The sequence below is a fragment of the Polaromonas sp. genome, from assembly GCF_036676035.1.
In the GTDB taxonomy this organism is placed as follows: Bacteria; Pseudomonadota; Gammaproteobacteria; order Burkholderiales; family Burkholderiaceae_C; genus Polaromonas.
Genome location: NZ_JAKFDR010000010.1, coordinates 35927 through 57097 on the forward strand (window position 1 = coordinate 35927; position 21171 = coordinate 57097).

General features: G+C 61.9%; 19 protein-coding genes. 14 read left to right on the plus strand and 5 right to left on the minus strand.

Features of this window, described 5'->3' with window-relative positions; translation table 11 throughout:
- Positions 1-51 precede the first annotated feature (51 nt).
- The 10 genes from V6M61_RS02050 (at position 52) to V6M61_RS02095 (ending at position 13823) form a co-directional block, all read left to right on the plus strand.
- Positions 52-1083: an ABC transporter permease gene (locus V6M61_RS02050; protein ID WP_332774891.1), complete on the plus strand. Its 1032-nt coding sequence runs from the start codon at positions 52-54 to the stop codon at positions 1081-1083.
- A gap of 79 nt (positions 1084-1162) precedes the next feature.
- On the plus strand, positions 1163-2749 hold the full coding sequence (locus V6M61_RS02055; protein WP_332774892.1) for an ABC transporter ATP-binding protein: 1587 nt from the start codon (positions 1163-1165) through the stop codon (positions 2747-2749).
- A gap of 377 nt (positions 2750-3126) precedes the next feature.
- Positions 3127-3717 (plus strand): ribosome maturation factor RimP, encoded by a 591-nt coding sequence (gene rimP / locus V6M61_RS02060; RefSeq protein WP_332774893.1) that lies wholly within the window; start codon positions 3127-3129, stop codon positions 3715-3717.
- 20 nt (positions 3718-3737) lie between these two features.
- Positions 3738-5258: a transcription termination factor NusA gene (nusA, locus tag V6M61_RS02065; protein ID WP_332774894.1), complete on the plus strand. Its 1521-nt coding sequence runs from the start codon at positions 3738-3740 to the stop codon at positions 5256-5258.
- Positions 5259-5286: 28 nt separating this feature from the next.
- On the plus strand, positions 5287-8190 hold the full coding sequence (gene infB, locus V6M61_RS02070) for a translation initiation factor IF-2 (RefSeq protein WP_332774895.1): 2904 nt from the start codon (positions 5287-5289) through the stop codon (positions 8188-8190).
- Between the two features lie 63 nt (positions 8191-8253).
- Positions 8254-8622 (plus strand): 30S ribosome-binding factor RbfA, encoded by a 369-nt coding sequence (rbfA, locus tag V6M61_RS02075; RefSeq protein WP_332774896.1) that lies wholly within the window; start codon positions 8254-8256, stop codon positions 8620-8622.
- A gap of 87 nt (positions 8623-8709) precedes the next feature.
- Positions 8710-9756, plus strand: a complete 1047-nt coding sequence (truB, locus tag V6M61_RS02080) for a tRNA pseudouridine(55) synthase TruB (protein ID WP_332774897.1) — start codon at positions 8710-8712, stop codon at positions 9754-9756.
- Between the two features lie 35 nt (positions 9757-9791).
- The gene (gene typA / locus V6M61_RS02085; protein ID WP_332774898.1) at positions 9792-11618 is read left to right on the plus strand and encodes a translational GTPase TypA; all 1827 of its coding nucleotides are present in this window, start codon (positions 9792-9794) and stop codon (positions 11616-11618) included.
- 217 nt (positions 11619-11835) lie between these two features.
- Positions 11836-12711 carry a DMT family transporter gene (locus V6M61_RS02090; protein ID WP_332774899.1) on the plus strand — a complete coding sequence of 292 codons (876 nt, stop codon included), beginning with the start codon at positions 11836-11838 and terminating at the stop codon, positions 12709-12711.
- Complete coding sequence (locus tag V6M61_RS02095) at positions 12708-13823, plus strand: enoyl-CoA hydratase/isomerase family protein (protein ID WP_332774900.1); 1116 nt, start codon at positions 12708-12710, stop codon at positions 13821-13823. The genes V6M61_RS02090 and V6M61_RS02095 overlap by 4 nt, the downstream gene beginning before the upstream one ends.
- An 11-nt stretch (positions 13824-13834) precedes the next feature.
- Here V6M61_RS02095 and V6M61_RS02100 read toward each other — a convergent pair whose 3' ends face one another.
- The 4 genes from V6M61_RS02100 to smpB form a co-directional block, all read right to left on the minus strand.
- A complete protein-coding gene (locus tag V6M61_RS02100; RefSeq protein WP_332774901.1) occupies positions 13835-14689 on the minus strand; it encodes an anti-sigma factor family protein in 855 nt (284 codons plus the stop codon).
- Positions 14690-14707: 18 nt separating this feature from the next.
- Positions 14708-15244 carry an RNA polymerase sigma factor gene (locus V6M61_RS02105; RefSeq protein ID WP_332774902.1) on the minus strand — a complete coding sequence of 179 codons (537 nt, stop codon included), beginning with the start codon at positions 15242-15244 and terminating at the stop codon, positions 14708-14710.
- Positions 15245-15280: 36 nt separating this feature from the next.
- Positions 15281-15658 (minus strand): COG4315 family predicted lipoprotein, encoded by a 378-nt coding sequence (locus tag V6M61_RS02110; RefSeq protein WP_332774903.1) that lies wholly within the window; start codon positions 15656-15658, stop codon positions 15281-15283.
- 117 nt (positions 15659-15775) lie between these two features.
- Positions 15776-16318 (minus strand): SsrA-binding protein SmpB, encoded by a 543-nt coding sequence (gene smpB / locus V6M61_RS02115; RefSeq protein ID WP_332774904.1) that lies wholly within the window; start codon positions 16316-16318, stop codon positions 15776-15778.
- Between the two features lie 81 nt (positions 16319-16399).
- Between smpB and V6M61_RS02120 the strand changes: the two genes are divergently transcribed.
- Positions 16400-16846: a type II toxin-antitoxin system RatA family toxin gene (locus tag V6M61_RS02120; RefSeq protein ID WP_332774905.1), complete on the plus strand. Its 447-nt coding sequence runs from the start codon at positions 16400-16402 to the stop codon at positions 16844-16846.
- 14 nt (positions 16847-16860) lie between these two features.
- Positions 16861-17190, plus strand: a complete 330-nt coding sequence (locus tag V6M61_RS02125) for an RnfH family protein (RefSeq protein ID WP_332774906.1) — start codon at positions 16861-16863, stop codon at positions 17188-17190.
- Between the two features lie 60 nt (positions 17191-17250).
- Here V6M61_RS02125 and V6M61_RS02130 read toward each other — a convergent pair whose 3' ends face one another.
- A complete protein-coding gene (locus V6M61_RS02130; RefSeq protein WP_332774907.1) occupies positions 17251-17778 on the minus strand; it encodes a DUF4124 domain-containing protein in 528 nt (175 codons plus the stop codon).
- A 143-nt stretch (positions 17779-17921) separates the two neighbouring features.
- On the opposite strand from V6M61_RS02130, the gene guaB reads away from it, so the two are divergent.
- Both guaB and guaA read left to right on the plus strand, forming a co-directional pair.
- Positions 17922-19391 carry an IMP dehydrogenase gene (gene guaB, locus V6M61_RS02135; RefSeq protein WP_332774908.1) on the plus strand — a complete coding sequence of 490 codons (1470 nt, stop codon included), beginning with the start codon at positions 17922-17924 and terminating at the stop codon, positions 19389-19391.
- Positions 19392-19514: 123 nt separating this feature from the next.
- Positions 19515-21137, plus strand: coding sequence for a glutamine-hydrolyzing GMP synthase (guaA, locus tag V6M61_RS02140; RefSeq protein WP_332774994.1), 1623 nt, complete (start codon positions 19515-19517; stop codon positions 21135-21137).
- Positions 21138-21171: the final 34 nt, after the last annotated feature.

Below are 21171 nucleotides of genomic sequence, written 5' to 3' on the forward strand. Positions count from 1 at the left end.
CTAGGAAAATTAGCCCCCTCGGGGGGCAGCGCAGTACGCGAAGCGACAAGCGTGGGGGCATCATTGTCTCCGGGTCGGCGCGCCTGGCTGAGATTCAAGCGCAACCGGCTCGGTTTCTGGAGCCTGGTTCTTTTTTGCGGCCTGGTCGTGCTCAGCCTGTTTGCCGAAGTGCTGTCCAGCGACCGCCCCTTGCTCGTGCGCTATGAGAACAGCTACTACTTTCCCATGGTGCGCGACTACCCCGAGAAAGTCTTCGGCGGCGACTTTGAAACCACCACCGACTACCTGGACCCCTTTATTCGGGAACGGCTGGGGCAGGGCGGCAACTGGGCCATTTACGCACCCAACCCCTATGGCCCGAAAACGATCAATTACTTTGCCAAGGAACCCAACCCCTCGCGGCCCATGGCGGCCAACTGGCTGGGCACCGACGACCGGGGCCGCGACCTGCTGGCCCAGCTGATCTATGGCTTTCGGGTCAGCGTGCTGTTTGCGCTGGCCCTGACGTTTTTCGGCGTGGTGCTGGGGGTGCTGACCGGCGCCCTGCAGGGCTACTTTGGCGGCAAGACCGACCTGGCTTTCCAACGCTTTATTGAAATCTGGGGGTCCATGCCCGAGCTGTACCTGCTGATCATCTTCAGCGCGGTGTTTGCACCCAGCCTGGCCTTGCTGCTGGTGCTGCTCAGCCTGTTTGGCTGGATGGGCCTGTCGGACTATGTGCGGGCCGAGTTTTTGCGCAACCGGCAACTCGACTACGTGCGCGCGGCCAGAGCCCTGGGGCTGTCAAACTGGCAGATCATCCGCCGCCATATCCTGCCCAATAGCCTGACGCCCGTCGTGACCTTTTTGCCGTTTCGCATGAGCGCCGCCATTCTGGCGCTGACCTCGCTGGACTTTCTGGGCCTCGGCGTGCCGCCCGGCACCCCGTCGCTGGGCGAATTGCTGAGCCAGGGCAAGGCCAGCATCGATGCCTGGTGGATTTCACTGTCGACCTTTGCCGTGCTGGTCGTGACCCTGCTGCTGCTGACCTTCATGGGCGATGCGCTGCGCGATGCGCTCGATCCCAGAAAGGCGGAAAAATGAGCGCCACAGGACCGCTCCAAGGCGCGAAGGCCCCCTCGGGGGGCAGCGCAGTACGCGTAGCGACAAGCGTGGGGGCTCTATGACGGCTTTGTTAGACGTCAAAAATCTGTGCGTGACTTTTGGCGGCAAGGAAGTCGTGCACGGCATCAATTTCACCATCCAGCCCGGTGAAAAACTGGCGTTGGTCGGCGAGTCGGGCTCCGGCAAGACGGTCACGGCGCTGAGCCTGCTGCGCCTGGTGCAAAACGCCGAGCTCCGCGGCACCGCGACCTTCAACGGGCGCGACCTGCTGGCCTTGCCTGCGCGCGAGCTGCGGGGCATGCGCGGCGAAGAGATCGCCATGATCTTTCAGGAGCCGATGACGGCGCTGAACCCGCTGTTCAGCGTGGGCGACCAGATTGCTGAAGTTTTGCAGCTAAAACAGGGCTTGACCGGCGCGGAATGTGCGCAAGAAGCAATCAAATTGCTAGCAGATACCGGCATTCCCGAGCCTGCACGGCGGGCCCGCTCGTTTCCGCACCAGCTGTCGGGCGGCCAGCGCCAGCGCGCCATGATCGCCATGGCGCTGGCCTGCCGGCCCAAACTGCTGCTGGCCGACGAGCCCACCACCGCACTCGATGTCACGCTGCGTGGCCAGATTCTGGATTTGCTGGGCGACCTGCAGCGGCAAAACGGCATGGCCGTCCTGATGATCACGCACGACCTGAATCTGGTGCGCCGCTTCGCCGACCGCATCGCCGTGATGGAAAACGGCCACATCGTGGAGCAGGGCCCGGTGGCGGCGGTGTTTGCCAAGCCGCAGCACGCCTACACCCGCAAACTGATTGACAGCAAGCCGACCCGGGATGTGGCCCAGGCGCTGCCCGACCCGTCGCGGGCGCCCGTCATGCAGGCCGACAAGCTGTGCGTGGCTTACCCGGTGCCGCGGCCCGGCATCCGGGGCTGGTTCAAACGCGGCGAGTTTGTGGCGGTCAAGGACGCAAGTTTTCGCATTCCCGCCGGCCAGACGCTGGGCGTGGTGGGCGAGTCGGGCTCGGGCAAGTCCAGCCTGGCCCTGGCGGCGCTGGGCCTGCACCCCTTTTCAGGAACGCTGCAGGCGGCAGGCAAGCACTGGAGCCGGCAAGCCGCCAGCAACAAGGCGATCCGGCGCGCCGTTCAGGTGGTGTTTCAGGATCCGTTTTCGTCCCTGTCGCCGCGCATGACGATCGAAGCCATTGTGGAGGAGGGCCTGCTGGTGCATGAGAGTGCCATGACGCCGGCCGAGCGGCGGCAGCGCGTCGAGCAGGCGCTGGCCGATGTGGGCATGAGCGAAGCCCAGTTTCCCGGCTTGCTGCAGCGCTATCCGCACGAGTTTTCAGGTGGCCAACGCCAGCGAATCGCAATCGCCCGGGCGCTGATTGTCCGGCCCGAACTGCTCATCCTGGACGAGCCGACCAGCGCGCTGGACGTGACAATCCAGAAGCAGGTGCTGCAATTGCTTCAACGGCTGCAACGCGAACGCGGCCTGAGCTACCTGCTGATCACCCACGATGTGGAGGTGATCCGCGCCATGGCGCATCAGGTGATGGTCATGAAAGATGGCGATGTGCTTGAATCCGGCAGCGTCGGGGACGTGCTGGACAGGCCCCAACACCCTTACACACAGGTTTTGGTGGCTCAGATTTGACGGTCATCAAATTCAATAAATGACTTTAAGTAAATTGCATAACATATTGATATTAAACAATTTATTGTGAATTAAGGCTGCCCAGGCTTTGCTGTCTCATTTGCAGGACAGTTTTTGCCACTCAAGGGTTGCTGCCGCCCCTTCAAAGCCTGTTGCGAACAGGGATGAATGCATTGCTATTTTGTAAAATTACCCTGGTGGTGGTAGCGTGATGCCGACTACAAGCTGAAGCCGTCCAGTTGAAGTCAGGCACGAAAATTGTTTGCATGAAATGGTGCGGCGCGTTACAATATGCGCTTCACGACCAAATGGGCGGGTTTTCACCGCCCATTTTTTTTGGGCGTTTGTTTTTGCATGCTGGGGTTTTAAAAGACTGAATGGCCTTACACGACACGATTGAGCAAACAGTGACCGGACTGGGTTATGAGCTGGTGGACATTGAGCGCACCGGCGGTGGTTTGCTGCGCGTCACGATCGACATGCCTTATGTCCCCGGCAATGAGCAGTTTGTCAATGCCGAAGACTGCGAGAAGGTCACCCGCCAGCTGCAGTTTGTGCTCGAAGTCGAAGGCGCCGAGTATTCGCGCCTTGAGGTCAGCTCGCCGGGCATTGACCGGCCCCTGCGTCATGAAAAAGATTTTGAGCGTTTCATCGGTGAGCAGATTGACATCACCCTGAAAGCGCCGATTGGTGTGGCGGCCAGTGCCGGGTCGCCGGTGGCGGCCAACCGCAAAAAATTCCGCGGCACGCTGGAGCGCGCCGACAAGGAGCGCCCTGAAGCCGGGTGGCAGATTGTGTGGAGCGATGAGCCCGCTCCCAAACCCGGGCAGAAGGTAAGCAAGAAGAAGGCGCCCGCACCGCTGCAGGCGCTGGGCTTCACGCTGGATGAGATTGCCCAGGCGCGTTTGGCGCCTATTGTTGACTTCAAGGGACGCAAACCGAAAAGCGCCCCGGCTACAGAGATATAAAAGAAAGGCAGGCTTGTGAAATGAATCGCGAACTGTTGATGTTGGTTGATGCCATATCGCGTGAGAAAAATGTTGAACGTGACGTCGTCTTTGGCGCCGTCGAGCTGGCGCTCGCCTCAGCCACCAAAAAGGTGTACGAAGGCGAAGTCGACATTCGCGTGGCGATCGACCGTGATAGCGGCAACTACGAAACTTTCCGTCGCTGGCTGGTCGTGCCCGATGAGGCCGGTCTGCAAAACCCCGATGCGGAAGAGCTGATCAGCGATGCGCGCGATGAAATCGCCGACATCGAAGAAGGCGACTACATTGAAAAACCGGTTGAGAGCCTGCCGATCGGCCGGATTGGCGCGCAAGCGGCCAAGCAGGTCATTCTGCAAAAAATCCGTGACGCCGAGCGCGAAATGCTGCTCAACGACTTCATGTCGCGTGGCGACAAGATTTTTGTCGGCACCGTCAAGCGCATGGACAAGGGCGACATCATCGTCGAGTCCGGCCGGGTGGAAGGCCGCCTGCGCCGCGGCGACATGATCCCGAAGGAAAACCTGCGCTCCGGCGACCGCGTCCGCGCCATGATCATGGAAGTCGACACCACGCTGCGTGGCGCGCCCATCATCCTGTCGCGCACCGCCCCCGAGTACATGATCGAGCTGTTCCGTCAGGAAGTGCCCGAGATCGAGCAGGGCCTGCTGGAGATCAAATCCTGCGCCCGCGACCCCGGCTCGCGCGCCAAGATCGCCGTGCTGTCGCATGACAAGCGCGTGGACCCGATCGGCACCTGCGTGGGCGTGCGCGGCACCCGCGTCAACGGCGTGACCAACGAACTGGCCGGCGAGCGTGTCGACATCGTGCTGTGGAGCGAAGACCCGGCCCAGTTTGTGATTGGCGCGCTGGCGCCGGCCAACGTGTCTTCCATCGTGGTGGACGAAGAGCGTCACGCCATGGACGTGGTGGTCGACGAGGAAAACCTGGCCATTTCGATCGGCCGGGGTGGCCAGAACGTGCGCTTGGCGGCCGAGCTGACCGGCTGGAAAATCAACATCATGACCGCTGACGAGTCCGCCCAGAAGCAGGCCAGCGAGACCGACACCAGCCGCAAGCTGTTCATGGAAAAGCTCGATGTGGACGAGGAAATCGCCGACATCCTGATCTCCGAAGGCTTCACCAGCCTGGAAGAGGTCGCTTACGTGCCGCTGCAGGAAATGCTGGAGATCGAGTCTTTTGACGAAGATACGGTCAACGAGCTGCGCACCCGCGCCAAAGATGCATTGCTGACCATGGAAATCGCCAAGGAAGAAGGCGTTGAAGAAGTTTCGCAGAACCTGCGTGACCTTGAAGGCCTGACCCCCGAGCTGATCGCCAAGCTGGCTGAATCGGGTGTTCACACCCGCGACGACCTGGCCGACCTGGCTGTGGACGAATTAACCGAAATCACTGGCCAGTCTGCGGACGAAGCCAAAGCCCTGATCATGATTGCCCGCGCCCACTGGTTTACCGGTGACGCTGCCGACACCGCTGCACCTGCAACGGCCCAAGAGCAATGATCATGGAGGCCAGTCAGGAAAACAAAATATGTCCAGTACCACTACCGTCGCTGAATTCGCAGCTGAACTGAATAAACCCACCGCCACGCTGATCGAGCAATTGACCAGTGCGGGCGTTGCCAAGGCGCAAGCCAGTGATCATTTGTCGGAGGCCGACAAGCAGAAGCTGCTCGGCTATCTGCAGGCCAGCCATGGCACCGTCACGGCTGAACGCAAAAAAATCACCCTGGTCAAGAAATCGACCACCGAGATCAAGCAGGCGGATGCCACGGGCAAGGCCCGCACCATCCAGGTTGAAGTGCGCAAGAAACGCACCTTTGTCAAACGCGATGAAGGCGCGGATGTGACCGTTGACGACCTGCAGCCTGAAGTCGCGGCTCCGCAAGCGCCCGTCATTGACGACGCCGAGCTGATCCGCCGCGAAGAGGAAGCCAGCCGCCACGCCGAGCTGCTGCGCCGCCAGGAAGAAGAGCTGGCTGAAAAACGCCGCCTGCGCGAAGAGCAGGACGCCAAAGAGGCTGCACGTGAGCTGGAACGCCAGGCCGCCGAGCAGCAGGCCTTGGCCGCTGCCCAAGCTGCTGATGCCGCCAAAAAACAAGCCAAACCCGTCGCCGGAAAAGCCCCGCAAGCGCCCACAGCCGCAGTGTCCGAGGCTGCCAAGGCGGCCGATGTAGCCGCTGCCGAGCAGGCTGCCACCAAGGCAGCCGAAGCCACCGCCACCCAGGCGGCCGCCAAGGCCAAGGCCACGGCAGAGTTCCAGGCCGACGCGGCCCGGGCCCAGGATCTGCAGGAACGGCGTCGCAAGGCGGAAGCCGAAGCGGCTGGCATTCGCGCCATGATGTCCGCGCCCAAGCGCGTGCTGGTGCCTCATGTCGATCCGAAAACCGCCATGAAGGGCACACTGCACAAACCAGCCGCGGCGCCGGGCGCTGCTGCCAAACCGGCAGCCGGTGCAGCGGCGCCTGCTGCGGCCGGTGCCGCGGGCAAAAAAGAGGTCAAGTCGGAGAACCTGTCTTCGACCTGGAAAGACGATGCGGCCAAGAAGAAAGAAATCAAGACGCGTGGCGCACCCGCCATTCCGGGGCGCGGCAGTTTCCGCGCGGGTCCGCGTGGCCGCCGCTCCAGCGACCGGGACGCCCGTCCCGAATCCACCTTTGTGGCGCCGACCGAGTTCAAGGTGCTTGAAGTTCACGTGCCTGAAACCATCACGGTCGCCGAGCTGGCGCACAAGATGAGCGTCAAGTCGTCCGAAGTGATCAAGCACCTGATGAAACTGGGCCAGATGGTCACCATCAACCAGCCGCTGGATCAGGACACCGCCATGATTGTGGTGGAAGAGATGGGTCACAAAGCCATGATGGCGGCCCTGGACGATCCGGAAGCCTTCACCGACGACGATGTGCAGGGCCAGGAAGCCGAGTCGCTGCCACGCGCGCCGGTGGTCACCGTCATGGGCCACGTGGACCATGGCAAGACCTCGCTGCTCGACCACATCCGCCGCGCCAAAGTGGCTGCGGGCGAGGCCGGCGGCATTACCCAGCACATTGGGGCCTACCACGTGGAAACGCCGCGCGGCGTGATCTCGTTCCTGGACACGCCAGGTCACGAGGCGTTCACCGCCATGCGTGCCCGCGGCGCCAAGGCGACCGACATCGTGATTCTGGTGGTCGCCGCCGATGACGGTGTGATGCCGCAGACCAAGGAAGCCATCAAGCACGCCAAGGCGGCCGGCGTTCCTATTGTCGTGGCCATCAACAAGATCGACAAGCCGGATGCCAACCTGGACCGTGTCAAGGGTGAGCTGGTCACTGAAGAAGTGATTCCCGAAGAGTTCGGTGGTGATTCTCCCTTTGTGCCGGTTTCAGCCCGCACCGGTGCGGGCATCGACACCTTGCTGGAGCAGGTGCTGCTGCAGGCCGAGGTGCTGGAACTGCGCGCGCCGGTCGAGGCCCTGGCCAAAGGCCTGGTCATCGAGGCGCAACTTGACAAGGGCCGCGGCCCTGTGGCGACGGTGCTGGTGCAGTCCGGCACGCTGAAAACCGGTGACGTGGTGCTCGCAGGCTCGACCTATGGCCGTGTGCGTGCGATGCTGGACGAAAACGGCAAGACCATCAAAACGGCAGGTCCGTCCATTCCGGTGGAAATCCAGGGCCTGACCGAAGTGCCGCAAGCCGGTGATGAATTCATGGTGATGACAGACGAGCGTCGCGCCCGTGAAATCGCCACCTACCGCGCCGGCAAGTTCCGCAATACCAAGCTGGCCAAGCAGCAGGCCGCCAAGCTGGAGAACATGTTCTCCGACATGACGGCAGGCGAAGTCAAAATGCTGCCCATCATCGTCAAGGCCGACGTGCAGGGTTCGCAGGAAGCGCTCAGCGCATCGCTGCTCAAGCTCTCGACCGACGAGGTCAAGGTCCAGCTGGTGTACTCCGCGGTCGGTGGCATTTCCGAATCGGACGTGAACTTGGCGATTGCTTCGAAAGCCGTGCTGATCGGGTTCAACACCCGGGCTGACGCCCAGGCCCGCAAGCTGGCCGAGAACAACGGCGTTGACATCCGTTACTACAACATCATTTATGACGCTGTGGACGAACTCAAGGCCGCCATGTCGGGCATGCTGACGCCGGACAAAAAGGAAGAAGTCATCGGTACCGCCGAAATCCGCCAGGTGTTCAAGGTCAGCAAGATCGGCTCCATTGCCGGCTGTATGGTTACCTCGGGTCTGGTGCGCCGCACCGCGCGTCTGCGCCTGCTGCGCGAGAACGTGGTCATCTTCACCGGCGAGCTCGATTCGCTCAAGCGCTTCAAGGACGATGCGAAAGAGGTCAAGGAAGGCTTTGAGTGCGGCTTGAACATCAAGAACTACAACGACATCCAAGAGGGTGACGTGCTGGAGTTCTTTGAAATCAAGGAAGTGGCACGAACCTTGTAAACGACAGGCCGCCTGCAAGCCCTGCGGCCGGCAGGCGGCCGTCAGACCAAGATCATTTTCTTCATGCGTAAAAAGTCTTCCACCCCCAACCGCGGTTTTCGCGTTGCCGACCAGATCCAACGCGATCTGACGGAGCTGATCGCGCGCGAGCTGAAAGACCCGCGGGTAGGGATGGTCACGATTCAGGCCGTCGAAGTCACGCCCGACTACGCACATGCCAAGGTGTTTTTCAGTGTGCTGGTGGGCGATCCGAAAGAGTGCGAAACAGCACTCAACCAGGCCGCCGGTTTTTTGCGCAACGGCCTGTTCAAGCGCCTGATGATTCACACCGTGCCCACCCTGCATTTCCAGTTTGACCGCACCACCGAACGTGCGGCCGACATGAACGCCTTGATTGCCAAGGCGGTCTCTTCCCGCGCAAAAGACGACTGACCGGGTTCTTGGCCCTCCGACAGGCTCGGGGCAGCTGGAACCAACCAGGCGCGCGGCAGGGCCGTGCGCTGAGCCTGTCGATACTTTATGACGCAAACCATCCGTTCCCGCCAGAAAATACAGCGACGTCCCGTGCATGGCGTGCTGCTGCTTGACAAGCCGCTGGGCCTGTCGAGCAATCAGGCCTTGCAGAAGGCCAAGTGGCTGCTGCGCGCCGACAAGGCGGGGCACACGGGCACGCTGGACCCACTGGCCACGGGGGTGTTGCCGCTGTGTTTTGGGGCGGCCACCAAATTCAGCCAGATCCAGCTCGATGCGGACAAGACCTACGAAGCGCTGCTGCTGCTGGGGCAAAAAACCAGCACCGGCGATGCCGAAGGCGATGTGATTGAAACCCGGCCGGTGCCGGCCATCACCCCGCAGCTGCTGGAAGACATGACGCGCCGCTTCACCGGCCCGCTGACGCAGATTCCGCCCATGTATTCAGCGCTCAAGAAAGACGGCAAGGCACTCTATGAGTACGCGCGCGCCGGCGAGGATGTGGCGCGGGAAGCCCGCCACATCACCATCCACAAGCTGAATATGCTTGCAGCCCAGGATGAACGTGCGCCGGCAGCTATCAAAATCATAGTAACCTGCAGCAAAGGCACTTACATCCGCACCCTGGGTGAAGACATTGGCGAAGCCATCGGCTGCGGCGCGCATCTGGGCGCCTTGCGCCGGCTGGCAACCGGAGGCTTTGGGGTGAACCAATGCGTCAGCTTGCCGGCGTTCGAGGCCATGACCGAGCCCGAACGCGAGGCCTGTCTGCTGCCCACGCAGTCGCTGGTCGCCGCGTACCCGTCTGTCACATTGGACGCCGATAATGCAGGGCGGTTTTTGAGTGGCCTGCGCCGCCGGGGAACGCCCGGGCAGTGGGGCAGTGATGCGCCGCTGGTGCAGGTCTATGGCGCCGAACCCCCGGCGTTCCTGGGTTCGGCCCACATCACCGCGGATGAACTCATTCCGCAGCGTTTGCTGAGCCCGGTTGAAATACAGGACATTTTGCAAGCCGCCAGAACGCAGGCCGAACGTTCCAAACCCGATTTCGCTGCGGCGCCGGCAGGCGTTGCCGCTCCTTCTTTCCAACATTAACCCGTACCCGTTTCGAGTTTTCCTGAAAGCCAACCATGAGCCACAAACAAATCCGCAATATCGCCATCATCGCCCACGTTGACCATGGCAAAACCACCATGGTTGACCAGTTGCTGCGCCAGTCCGGCACCTTTGCCGAGCACGAGAAAGTGGTCGACACCGTGATGGACAACAATGCCATCGAAAAGGAACGCGGCATCACCATCCTGGCCAAGAATTGCGCCGTGACCTGGGAAGGCACGCACATCAACATCGTGGACACCCCCGGCCACGCCGACTTCGGCGGTGAAGTGGAGCGTGCGCTGTCGATGGTTGATGGCGTGGTGCTGCTGATCGATGCGCAAGAAGGCCCCATGCCCCAGACGCGTTTTGTGACCAAGAAGGCGTTGGCCCTGGGCCTCAAACCCATCCTGGTCGTGAACAAGGTCGACAAGCCGGGCGCCAACCCCGACAAGGTGGTCAACGCCGCTTTCGACCTGTTCGACAAGCTGGGCGCCACCGATGAGCAGCTGGATTTTCCCGTGGTCTACGCCTCCGGCATCAACGGCTGGTCTTCGCTGGAAGAGGGCCCGCCGAACGAACAGTGGGGCCCTGACATGTCGGCCCTGTTCAACACCATCCTCAAGCATGTGCCGGCCCAAAAGGGCGATCCTGCCGCGCCGCTGCAACTGCAAATTTCCGCGCTTGACTTTTCGACCTTTGTGGGGCGGATTGGCGTCGGCCGCATCAGCCAGGGCACGATCAAGCCCATGATGGACGTGGTGGTGATGGAAGGCCCGGACGGCAAAGCCGTCAAGGGCCGGATCAACCAGGTGTTGACCTTCCAGGGCCTCGAACGCGTGCAGGCCACGGAAGCAGGCCCCGGCGAAATCGTGCTGATCAACGGCATTGCTGACATCGGCATTGGCGTGACCATCACGGACCCGGTCAATCCGGCGCCGCTGCCCATGCTCAAGGTCGATGAACCGACCCTGACCATGAACTTCTGCGTCAACACCAGCCCGTTGGCCGGCCGCGAGGGCAAGTTCGTCACCAGCCGCCAGATCTGGGACCGCCTGCAAAAGGAACTGCAACACAACGTGGCCCTGCGCGTCAAGGAAACCGATGAAGAAGGTATCTTCGAAGTCATGGGCCGCGGCGAACTGCACTTGACGATTTTGCTGGAAAACATGCGCCGCGAAGGTTACGAGCTGGCTGTGTCCAAGCCGCGCGTCGTCTACAAAGACGTGGACGGCGTGCGCCACGAGCCCATCGAAATGGTGACCGCCGACATCGAAGACCAGCACCAGGGTGGCGTGATGCAGGCTTTGGGCGAGCGCAAGGGTGAACTGGTCAACATGGAGCCGGACGGCCGTGGCCGCGTGCGCCTGGAATACCGCATCCCGGCACGGGGCCTGATCGGCTTCACCAATGAATTCCTGAACCTGACGCGCGGCTCGGGCCTGATCTCCAACATCTTCGACAGCTACGAGCCGCACAAGGGCGACATCGGCGGCCGTAAAAACGGCGTGCTGATTTCCATGGACGATGGTGAAATCTTCACCTACGCGCTGGGCAAGCTGGACGACCGCGGCCGCATGTTCGTCAGGGCCAACGACCCGGTGTACGAGGGCATGATTGTCGGTATCCACAGCCGCGACAACGACCTGGTGGTCAACGCCACGCGCACCAAGCAGCTGACCAACTTCCGCGTCAGCGGCAAGGAAGACGCGATCAAAATCACCCCTCCAATCGAATGCACGCTGGAATACGGCGTGGAATTCATTGAAGACGATGAATTGGTCGAAATCACGCCGAAGTCCGTCCGTCTGCGCAAGCGTTACCTCAAAGAGAGCGATCGCAAACGCGCAGGCAGGTCTTGAGCGGTCTTGAGCCCCCACGGTCGCTCACTGCGTGTAGCTTCCTGCCCCCCGAGGGGGCCGCTGCGCCTGCGGCCCGGCTAAGCCGGTTCCGCGGCCCCTGCTGGAGTGGGGCGGCAGCCGGTGTAGCGGGTTGAATCGCTTGAAAACCAGGCCGCTGTGTGTGCAAGCTCCAGCGGCCTTTTATGTTCGCATAGCAGCCTGAATTGATTGCAAGCCCATGAAACTCACGCATTCCCGCGCTGTCATCCTGATGATTTTCGTGGCCATGATGTGGTCGATTGCCGGTGTCGTGACCCGCCACCTGGAGTCGGCCCGCAGCTTTGAAGTCACGTTCTGGCGCAGCTTTTTCACGCTGGCGTCGCTGCTCGTCATCCTGCCGTTTTTCCAGGGCAAGGCGGTTTTCACGAAGATCCGCAACGGTGGCTACGCGTTCTGGCTGTCGGGCGTCTGCTGGAGCGTGATGTTCACGGCCTTCATGGTCGCGCTCACGCTCACCACGGTGGCCAATGTGCTGGTGACCATGGCGGTCAGCCCTTTCATCACGGCCTTGCTGGCCCGCGCGTTCATCGGCCACCGCATTCCCGCGCGAACCTGGCTGGCCATTGCGATGGCGGGCGCCGGCATTGCCTGGATGTATGGCGGGCAGATGGACCTGTCCAGCCACATCGGTGGAACCCTGGTGGCGTTGATGGTGCCTTTGGCCAGCGCCAGCAACTGGACGGTGGTGCAGCACAGCCGCGCCCATGGCAAGAATGTCGACCTGGTGCCCGCGGTGCTGTTGGGCGCGGTGATTTCATCGCTGGCAACCTTGCCGTTGTCGTTTCCGTTTTCCGCAACGCCGCATGACATCGGCCTGCTGGCCCTGCTGGGCCTGGTTCAGCTGGCCATTCCCTGCGTGCTGTCGGTGATGTGCGCCGGCGTGCTCAAGGCGCCCGAAGTCGCCTTGCTGGCGCTGCTGGAAGTTATTTTCGGAATTTTGCTGGCCTGGGTCGGTGCCAACGAGGTGCCGGGCGCCAGCGTCTTGACCGGCGGCAGCCTGGTCATTGCTGCGCTGGTGATCAATGAACTGATTGGATGGAGGCAGAGGGTATGAATGCAGAAGTCAAAACCGAGGTGCTGGTCGAGCGGCGCGGCAATGCCGGGCTCATCACCCTGAACCGCCCCAAGGCGCTCAATGCGCTGTCGCTGCAGATGATCCGGGACTTGGCAAAGGCCTTGCTGTCCTGGCGCGACGATCCGTCGGTTCAAGTGGTGGCGATTCGCGGCAGCAACAAGGTGGGCCGCCCCGGCAGCCCCGAAGCGCTCTTTGGCGGGTTTTGTGCGGGCGGCGACATCCGGTTTTTTCATCAGATAGCACTGGTCGGTGATCCGGCACTGGACGATTTTTTCACTGAGGAATACAGCCTCAACCACCTGATTCACAGCTACCCGAAGCCCTACATCGCCTTCATGGACGGCGTCGTCATGGGTGGGGGCATGGGCATCAGCCAGGGCGCCAAGGTGCGCATCGTGACCGAGCACACCAAGATGGCCATGCCCGAAACCAATATTGGGCTCTTCCCGGATGTGGGGGGCGGCTACTTCCTGAGCCGCTGCCCGGGCAGCGTGGGCGAGTACCTGGCGCTGACGGGTGAGGTGATCAGAGCGGATGACGCGCTGGCTTACGGGCTGGCCGATGTCAGGCTGGAAGCGGCCCGGCTGCCCGACTTGTGGGAGGCCCTGGCCAGCCAGTCATTTGACAACGCGGCCGCGGTGGATCAATGGATTGCTACCAATTTGATAGCTACTAAACCAAGCAATTCGGCGGCTATCACTCAAATTGACGCTTTCTTTTCTCTGCCAACCGTCAAGGACATCATCGATGCGCTGGAGGCTGCCCCCGACGCGTGGGCCAGGCACACGGCGGCGACGCTGCGCAAGCGCTCACCCCTGATGCTGCATGTGGTGCTCGAGCAAATCCGCCGGGCACGCCACATGCGTCTGGCTGACGACTTGCGCATGGAGCGCGACATGGTGCACCACTGCTTTCACCTGCGCCCCGGCGCCGCGAGCGAGACCGTGGAGGGCATACGGGCGCTGGCCGTGGACAAGGATCATTTGCCCCGCTGGAACCCGGCACGCATTGAGGCGGTGACGCCCGAGATGGTGGCGCCGTTTTTTGCAAGCCCCTGGTCTGCAGAGGCGCACCCCTTGCGCCAGCTTTGACGGCCCGATAGTCAGAGCTGCTGGTAAACCAGCTCGGCCAGTTTCATCAGTTCATCCCGGGACACCGGGCCGCTCATCGCATAGCCAAAGCCCTGGTCAACCCAGTAAAAACCGGGGACCGGGCCGTCGCTGCTGTAGCGAAAAGCCGTGTCCTGGCTGCCGGGTTTGGCCTGCGACGCCGCACGGGCCGGCACGCCACCCGCATCCACCGCCCCGAGGTACAGCGTGACGCGAACGCCGGCGGTGTTCTCGAACATGAACTGGGCGCGTGCACCGCTGCCACCGGGCAGCAGGCGTCCGCCCACCAGCGCGTAGCCCTGAGCGGCCAGCGAGGGTACTTTCAAGGGCTTGCCCAGCCGCTTGGACAGCCATTGCACGAGGTGGTCCTGCTGGGCCGCACCGACTTCCACCGGATGGCGTACTTCAGGTGAGTACACGGCATGTGCCAAAGCCGCCTGGCGAATGAATTCCTGGCCCGCCCTGAGCTGGCTGGCCGCCATTTTTTGGGAGGCGTCACCTGGCCAGCCGCCTTGCCACTGGCCATGGGCCAGCCAGCCGACGCCAAACGCCAGCATGACCGATGCCGCCATGCCACCCCAGCGCCACCAGTGATCGATTTTCTGACGCACTTGCGCACTACGGTTTGCAGCCGCCAGCAAGGTCTCCGGAACCGGCTCGTCAAGCAGCGGACGGTGCAGTTCACGCAAGGCATTTCTCTGCGCCTGCCAGGCGGCGAGGGTTTCGCGGGCAGCCGGATCGGCCATCGCACGCGCCAGCGCGGCCGCGCGTGCATCGGCCGGCAACTGCTTGTCGACCAGGGCATTGAGCTCGTCCAGCGAGGGTTTGTCAGCAGTTGGCTTGTCCATGGCTGTGTTCAACGCATTTCATTTGAGACGCCGCAGGGCGGCCACATTTCCGGAGCTGTCCGGCACGGCAGGCGTTTTGGCCGGGCTGTCCATCAGTTCGCGCAAGCGGGTACGTGCGCGTGACAGGCGTGACATCACGGTGCCTACCGGTGCACCCACAATGCGGGCCGTTTCTTCGTAGCTCATGTCTTCCAGGCTGACCAGCAGCAGCACCGCCCGCTGGTCTTGCGGCAGGCGCATCAGGCAGCGCTGCAAATCCATGGCTTGCTCCTGGCCGGCATCAGGCGCTGCCAGCTCGTTGGACAGATCATCGATATCCAGGGCAACCATGCCGGCTTGCCGGCTTGAACGCCTGAGCTGGTTCACAAACAGGTTATGCATCAGGGTAAACAGCCAGGCGCGCAAATCAGAACCCGCCACCCAGAACCGCCATTTTTTGCAGGCACGCTCCAGCGTGTCCTGCACCAGGTCATCGGCCGTCCAGGCATCGCCCGTGAGGGCCCGCGCATAACGCCGCAGGCCGGGAATCTGGGCAATTAGCTCAGAGCGGTTCATGCGCTGCGGGTAGGGCGGCCATGGCAGTCCCTGAACTCAAGGCTTGGCGGTGTGCCACAGGTTCAGTACGCCTTCGCCCGTCTTGTCACCGGCTTTCATGTCCTTGATCCAGTAATGCAGTGGCTTGCCCTTGACGGCCCACTGTTTTTTGCCATCGTCGCGGGTGATGACCGTGTAGTCGCCGCTAGGCTTGTCCATCTCGGTAGCCATCAAAGGGGGCCAGTTGGTGGCGCAGGGGCCATTGCAGACAGATTTACCGCTGCCGGCGACATCCCGGTCAAAGGTGTACAGCGTCATGCCATTGGGACCCACGAGCACCCCATCAGCGACTTTGGCCGGGCTGCTGCTGCCGGGCATGTAGGCGCAGCCACCCAGAAGGGCGGCGGTCAATGTTGCAATGCTTAGAAATTTCATGGAGCTCTCCGGGAAGTAGTTAAGCAGAAGATGTCTGCAACCGGATAAACACCCTGCGCGGCGGCTTTATTCCATCCACCCCAAAATAAGTTTGCACTACGCTTCTTTAACGGCTTTTTAGCGGTTTCTGGATTTCATGGCGCGCTCGACCTCGCGCTTGCCTTCGCGGTCCTTGATGGTGTCGCGCTTGTCGTGCTCGCCTTTGCCTTTGGCCAGGCCAATCTCGCATTTGACCTTGCCGGCCTTCCAGTGCATGTTCAGCGGCACCAGCGTGAAGCCTTTTTGTTCGACCTTGCCCACCAGCCGGCGGATCTCGTCCTTGTGCATCAGCAGTTTTTTGGTCCGCACGGCGTCGGGCCGCACATGGGTCGAGGCCGTGCCCAGCGGGTTGATCTGGCAGCCAATGATGAACAGCTCACCGCCGCGGATGACCACGTAGCCATCGGTCAGCTGCACCTTGCCTTCGCGCACCGACTTGACTTCCCAGCCTTCCAGCACCATGCCGGCTTCAAACCGCTCTTCAATGTGGTAGTTGAAAACGGCTTTTTTGTTGTCGGCGATGCGTATGGCGGCCGCCGCCTTTTCGGCAGCTTTGCCGGCGGGCTTTCCTGAAGACGCTGCGGCTGGTTTTTTGGAGTGGGATGCTTCTTTGGTGGCCATAACTAAAAGATAAGGGCTTTCATTGCCGAGTGCTGAGTACAGCGACTAATACAATTGCAGTTGCGCCCAGATACCCATTGTATGAAAACCGTTCACAAGTCCGTTCTTATCTGGTACAGCCCCGCTGAAATGTTTGCGCTGGTCACTGACGTGGCCAGCTACCCGCAGTTTTTGCCCTGGTGTGATCATTCCCGTGTGGTGCAACAGGACGCCGGCGGCATGACGGCCGAGCTGGGCATTTCGTTCAGTGGCATCAAACAGAGCTTCACCACCCGCAACAGCCATCACCAGGATCACAAGGTGGACATGCAGCTGGTCAAAGGGCCGTTTTCAAAACTCTATGGTCACTGGACTTTCAGCGAGCTGGGCGATGGCAGCCAGCGTGCCTGCAAGGTTAACTTCTCCCTGCACTATGGCTTTGACAACGCCGCACTGGCGGCATTGGTGGGGCCTGTGTTTGACAAGATTGCCGGCAGCCTCGTGGATGCTTTTGTGAAAAGGGCCGGCCAGGTTTACGGCGAGGCCTGAGGGGTAGGGCTCACGTGAAGGTATCGCTGATTTATTCACCCGCCCCCAGGCAGGTCCGCGAGTGGCTGCTGGACCTGGCGCAGGGCAGCACGGTCGCGCAGGCTATTGCCAGCTGCGGGGTGCTTGCGGAATTCCCGGAGCTCGATGCCGGCCATTTGACGGTGGGGATCTGGGGCCGCAAGGTCAGCGCCGGGCAGGCCTTGCGCGAGCATGACCGGGTGGAGATTTACCGCGGCTTGCGGGTCGACCCCAAAATCGCCCGCCGCGAGCGCTTTAGCCGCCAGGGGGCCAAACGAGCCGGCCTGTTTTCCAAAACCAGGGCGGGCGGCAAGGCCGGGTATTGAGCCGGGTGAGCCCCAGTACTTGTCCTTGACGCCGCAGCCACTTCATTGGACAGAAGCCATTTACTTGCACTCTTTGCTGATGAGGTCCTGCAGGCGCTTGGTTTCCGCGGCCCTTGCCGTGTCGTCCATGAATTCGCGTTCACCCTTGGCGTTGGTGGTGGAAACCCGCACACCTGATTGAACGGTTGCAAGACCGCGCTTGGCACGTTCGCAGTTTTCAGTTCTCGCTACGGCCACTTTTTCTTCCTCGGCTTTGCGTTTGGCCGCCTCTTCCTCTTCAGCCTGTTTTCTCTTGGCTTCCAGCTGAGGGTCTTTGCCAGACAGCTTGGGGGCGCTGGATTTGGGCGCCGGAGCCGATGCGGCGGCGGCCGGCTGACTGGCGGCAACCGCCTCCGAAACCGGCAGACGCGCACTGCTGGCAGGCCGCTTGAGGATATTTTTCTCCTGGATTTCGGCGCCAGGCGGACGGTCGCTGAACACTTTGCGTCCGTCCTTGTCTATCCACTGCCATTGGGCAGACGCGGTCAGGGCAAACGAGCATCCAGCCAGGGTCAAAAGAAGGGTTTTTGTGGCAAGTTTGAGGTCCATCCGCGCAGTGTAGCGCCGTGACAAGGCAATTTGCGAAAGGCCCCTGCGCAAAGGCGCGGTTTTCACGCGCTGTTACATCGAATTAACCCGCTAGGGTTTGTACCGACCGACGCGGGTACAATCGTGTTTTTGGAGCTTACCTTATGCGCCTACTCGGCAAAGCGCTCACCTTCGACGACGTATTGTTGGTGCCAGCATTCTCCCAAGTCCTGCCCAAGGACACTTCGCTTTCCACCCAGTTTTCCCGCAACATCCGCCTGAACCTGCCGCTCGTGTCGGCTGCGATGGATACGGTGACTGAAGCCCGTCTGGCGATTGCCATCGCCCAGGAGGGCGGCATTGGCATCGTGCACAAAAACCTCACACCGCAGGAGCAGGCCGCGCATGTGGCCAAGGTCAAGCGCTATGAGTCGGGGGTGGTGCGCGATCCCGTGGTCATCACGCCCGAGCACACCGTGCTGCAGGTGCTGGAATTGTCCGAGCAGCTCGGCATCTCTGGTTTTCCGGTGTGCGACGGCGGCAAAGTGGTCGGTATCGTGACCAGCCGTGACCTGCGCTTTGAAACCCGCTACGACGTCAAAGCCCACCAGATCATGACGCCGCGCGAGAAGCTGGTTACGGTCAAGGAAGGCACTTCTGCCGCCGAAGCCAAGGCCTTGCTCAACAAGCACAAGCTCGAACGCGTGCTGGTGGTCAACGACGCCTTTGAGCTCAAGGGCCTGATCACGGTCAAGGACATCACCAAGCAAACCAATTTCCCCAATGCCGCACGCGACGCCTCGGGCCGCCTGCGCGTGGGTGCTGCGGTCGGTGTCGGCGAAGGCACGGAGGAGCGAGTTGAAGCGCTGGTCAAAGCCGGTGTCGATGCCATCGTGGTCGATACCGCCCACGGCCACAGCCATGGCGTGATCGAGCGCGTGCGCTGGGTCAAAAAGAATTACCCGCAGATTGACGTGATCGGCGGCAACATCGCCACCGGCGCGGCGGCGCTGGCGCTGGCCGAAGCCGGTGCCGACGCGGTCAAGGTCGGCATTGGTCCCGGCAGCATCTGCACCACCCGCATCGTGGCCGGCGTCGGTGTGCCGCAGATCATGGCGATTGACAATGTGGCCACGGCGCTGCGCGGCAGCGGCGTCCCCCTGATTGCCGACGGTGGCATCCGCTACAGCGGCGACATCGCCAAGGCAATTGCCGCTGGCGCCAGCACGGTGATGATGGGCGGCATGTTTGCCGGCACCGAGGAAGCGCCCGGTGAGGTCATTTTGTACCAGGGCCGCAGCTACAAGAGCTACCGCGGCATGGGCAGCATTGGCGCCATGCAGCAGGGCAGTGCCGACCGTTATTTCCAGGAAGCCACCACCGGTAACCCGAATGCCGACAAGCTGGTGCCCGAGGGCATTGAAGGCCGCGTGCCCTACAAAGGCTCCATGGTGGGCATCGTGTACCAGATGGCCGGCGGCCTGCGGGCCAGCATGGGCTACTGCGGCTGTGCCACGATTGAAGACATGGGCAACCAGGCTGAGTTTGTGGAAATCACTTCCGCAGGCATCCGCGAAAGCCATGTCCACGACGTGCAGATCACCAAGGAAGCGCCGAACTACCGGGCTGATTAGGCCCCCACGCTTGTCACTTCGTGTACTACGCTGCCCCCCGAGGGGGCTAATTTTCCTAGGGGCGGCCCGTCGGAAAATTGCCTCTCCGGCTCAAAGCGGTTTAGCAGAGACTGATTGAATCAAATGCAGCACCAGAAAATCCTCATTCTCGATTTCGGTTCCCAGGTCACCCAGCTCATCGCCCGCCGCGTGCGCGAAGCGCATGTGTTCTGCGAGGTCCATCCCTGTGATGTGACGGATGACTGGGTGCGCGACTACGCCAAGGACGGCTCGCTCAAGGGCATCATCCTGTCGGGCAGCCACGCCAGCGTGTACGAAGACACGACCGACAAGGCGCCGCAAGCCGTCTTTGAGCTGGGCTTGCCGGTGCTGGGCATCTGCTACGGCATGCAGACCATGGCGCACCAGCTGGGCGGCAAGGTCGAGGGTGGCCACAAGCGCGAGTTCGGCTCTGCCGACGTTCGCGCCCGCGGCCACACCGCGCTGCTCAAGGACATCGCCGACTTCACCACGGCCGAAGGGCAGGGCATGCTCAACGTCTGGATGAGCCACGGCGACAAGGTCACCGAGATGCCGCCCGGCTTCAAGCTCATGGCCAGCACCGATTCCTGCCCGATTGCCGGCATGGCCGACGAAGACCGCCGCTTTTATGCGGTCCAGTTCCATCCGGAAGTCACGCATACCAAACAGGGCACCGCGATTTTGCGGCGTTTTGTGCTCGGCATCTGCGGCACACGGCCCGACTGGATCATGGGTGACTACATCAGCGAGGCCGTTGAAAAAATCCGTGAGCAGGTCGGTGATGAAGAAGTCATTCTGGGCCTGTCCGGCGGGGTGGATTCATCCGTCGCGGCCGCCCTGATTCACCGCGCCATTGGCGATCAACTCACTTGCGTGTTCGTCGACCACGGCCTGCTGCGCCTGAACGAGGGCGACATGGTGATGGACATGTTTGTCGGCAAGCTGCACGCCAAGGTGATCCGGGTGGATGCCAGCGATCAGTTCCTGGGGCACCTGGCCGGCGTGAGCGAGCCGGAAGCCAAGCGCAAGATCATTGGCCGCGAGTTTGTGGAAGTCTTCAAGTCCGAAGCGGCCAAGCTCAAGGCCGGCGGTGGCGTGGCCATCAAGGGCGCCAAATGGCTGGCCCAGGGCACGATTTACCCCGATGTGATCGAGTCCGGCGGCGCCAAAAGCAAAAAAGCCGTCACCATCAAGAGCCACCACAACGTGGGCGGCCTGCCCGAGCAGCTGGGTCTGAAGCTGCTGGAGCCCCTGCGTGAGCTGTTCAAGGACGAAGTGCGCGAGCTGGGCGAGGCGCTGGGCCTGCCGCACGACATGGTCTACCGCCATCCTTTCCCGGGCCCCGGTCTGGGCGTGCGGATTCTGGGTGAAGTGAAAAAAGAATACGCCGACCTGCTGCGCCGCGCCGATGCCATCTTCATCGAGGAGCTGCGCAACTTCAAGGACGAAGCCAGCGGCAAAACCTGGTACGACCTCACCAGCCAGGCTTTCACGGTTTTTCTGCCCGTGAAAAGCGTGGGCGTGATGGGCGATGGACGCACCTACGACTACGTGGTGGCCTTGCGCGCCGTGCAAACCAGCGACTTCATGACTGCCGACTGGGCCGAATTACCGTATGCGCTGCTCAAGAAGGTGTCGGGCCGCATCATCAACGAGGTGCGCGGTATCAACCGCGTCACTTACGACGTGAGCAGCAAGCCGCCAGCCACGATTGAGTGGGAGTAAGACGCGAAGCGAAGGGCGAGGGCCCCGCGCTAGC

What these genes read in the sequence shown, in the direction of transcription:
- V6M61_RS02055 (WP_332774892.1), top strand. Translation starts at nt 1,163, where the DNA reads ATGACGGCTTTGTTAGACGTCAAAAATCTGTGCGTGACTTTTGGCGGC.
- rimP (WP_332774893.1), top strand. Translation starts at nt 3,127, where the DNA reads ATGGCCTTACACGACACGATTGAGCAAACAGTGACCGGACTGGGTTAT.
- nusA (WP_332774894.1), top strand. Translation starts at nt 3,738, where the DNA reads ATGAATCGCGAACTGTTGATGTTGGTTGATGCCATATCGCGTGAGAAA.
- infB (WP_332774895.1), top strand. Translation starts at nt 5,287, where the DNA reads ATGTCCAGTACCACTACCGTCGCTGAATTCGCAGCTGAACTGAATAAA.
- rbfA (WP_332774896.1), top strand. Translation starts at nt 8,254, where the DNA reads ATGCGTAAAAAGTCTTCCACCCCCAACCGCGGTTTTCGCGTTGCCGAC.
- truB (WP_332774897.1), top strand. Translation starts at nt 8,710, where the DNA reads ATGACGCAAACCATCCGTTCCCGCCAGAAAATACAGCGACGTCCCGTG.
- typA (WP_332774898.1), top strand. Translation starts at nt 9,792, where the DNA reads ATGAGCCACAAACAAATCCGCAATATCGCCATCATCGCCCACGTTGAC.
- V6M61_RS02090 (WP_332774899.1), top strand. Translation starts at nt 11,836, where the DNA reads ATGAAACTCACGCATTCCCGCGCTGTCATCCTGATGATTTTCGTGGCC.
- V6M61_RS02095 (WP_332774900.1), top strand. Translation starts at nt 12,708, where the DNA reads ATGAATGCAGAAGTCAAAACCGAGGTGCTGGTCGAGCGGCGCGGCAAT.
- V6M61_RS02100 (WP_332774901.1), bottom strand. Translation starts at nt 14,689, where the DNA reads ATGGACAAGCCAACTGCTGACAAACCCTCGCTGGACGAGCTCAATGCC.
- V6M61_RS02105 (WP_332774902.1), bottom strand. Translation starts at nt 15,244, where the DNA reads ATGAACCGCTCTGAGCTAATTGCCCAGATTCCCGGCCTGCGGCGTTAT.
- V6M61_RS02110 (WP_332774903.1), bottom strand. Translation starts at nt 15,658, where the DNA reads ATGAAATTTCTAAGCATTGCAACATTGACCGCCGCCCTTCTGGGTGGC.
- smpB (WP_332774904.1), bottom strand. Translation starts at nt 16,318, where the DNA reads ATGGCCACCAAAGAAGCATCCCACTCCAAAAAACCAGCCGCAGCGTCT.
- V6M61_RS02120 (WP_332774905.1), top strand. Translation starts at nt 16,400, where the DNA reads ATGAAAACCGTTCACAAGTCCGTTCTTATCTGGTACAGCCCCGCTGAA.
- V6M61_RS02130 (WP_332774907.1), bottom strand. Translation starts at nt 17,778, where the DNA reads ATGGACCTCAAACTTGCCACAAAAACCCTTCTTTTGACCCTGGCTGGA.
- guaB (WP_332774908.1), top strand. Translation starts at nt 17,922, where the DNA reads ATGCGCCTACTCGGCAAAGCGCTCACCTTCGACGACGTATTGTTGGTG.
- guaA (WP_332774994.1), top strand. Translation starts at nt 19,515, where the DNA reads ATGCAGCACCAGAAAATCCTCATTCTCGATTTCGGTTCCCAGGTCACC.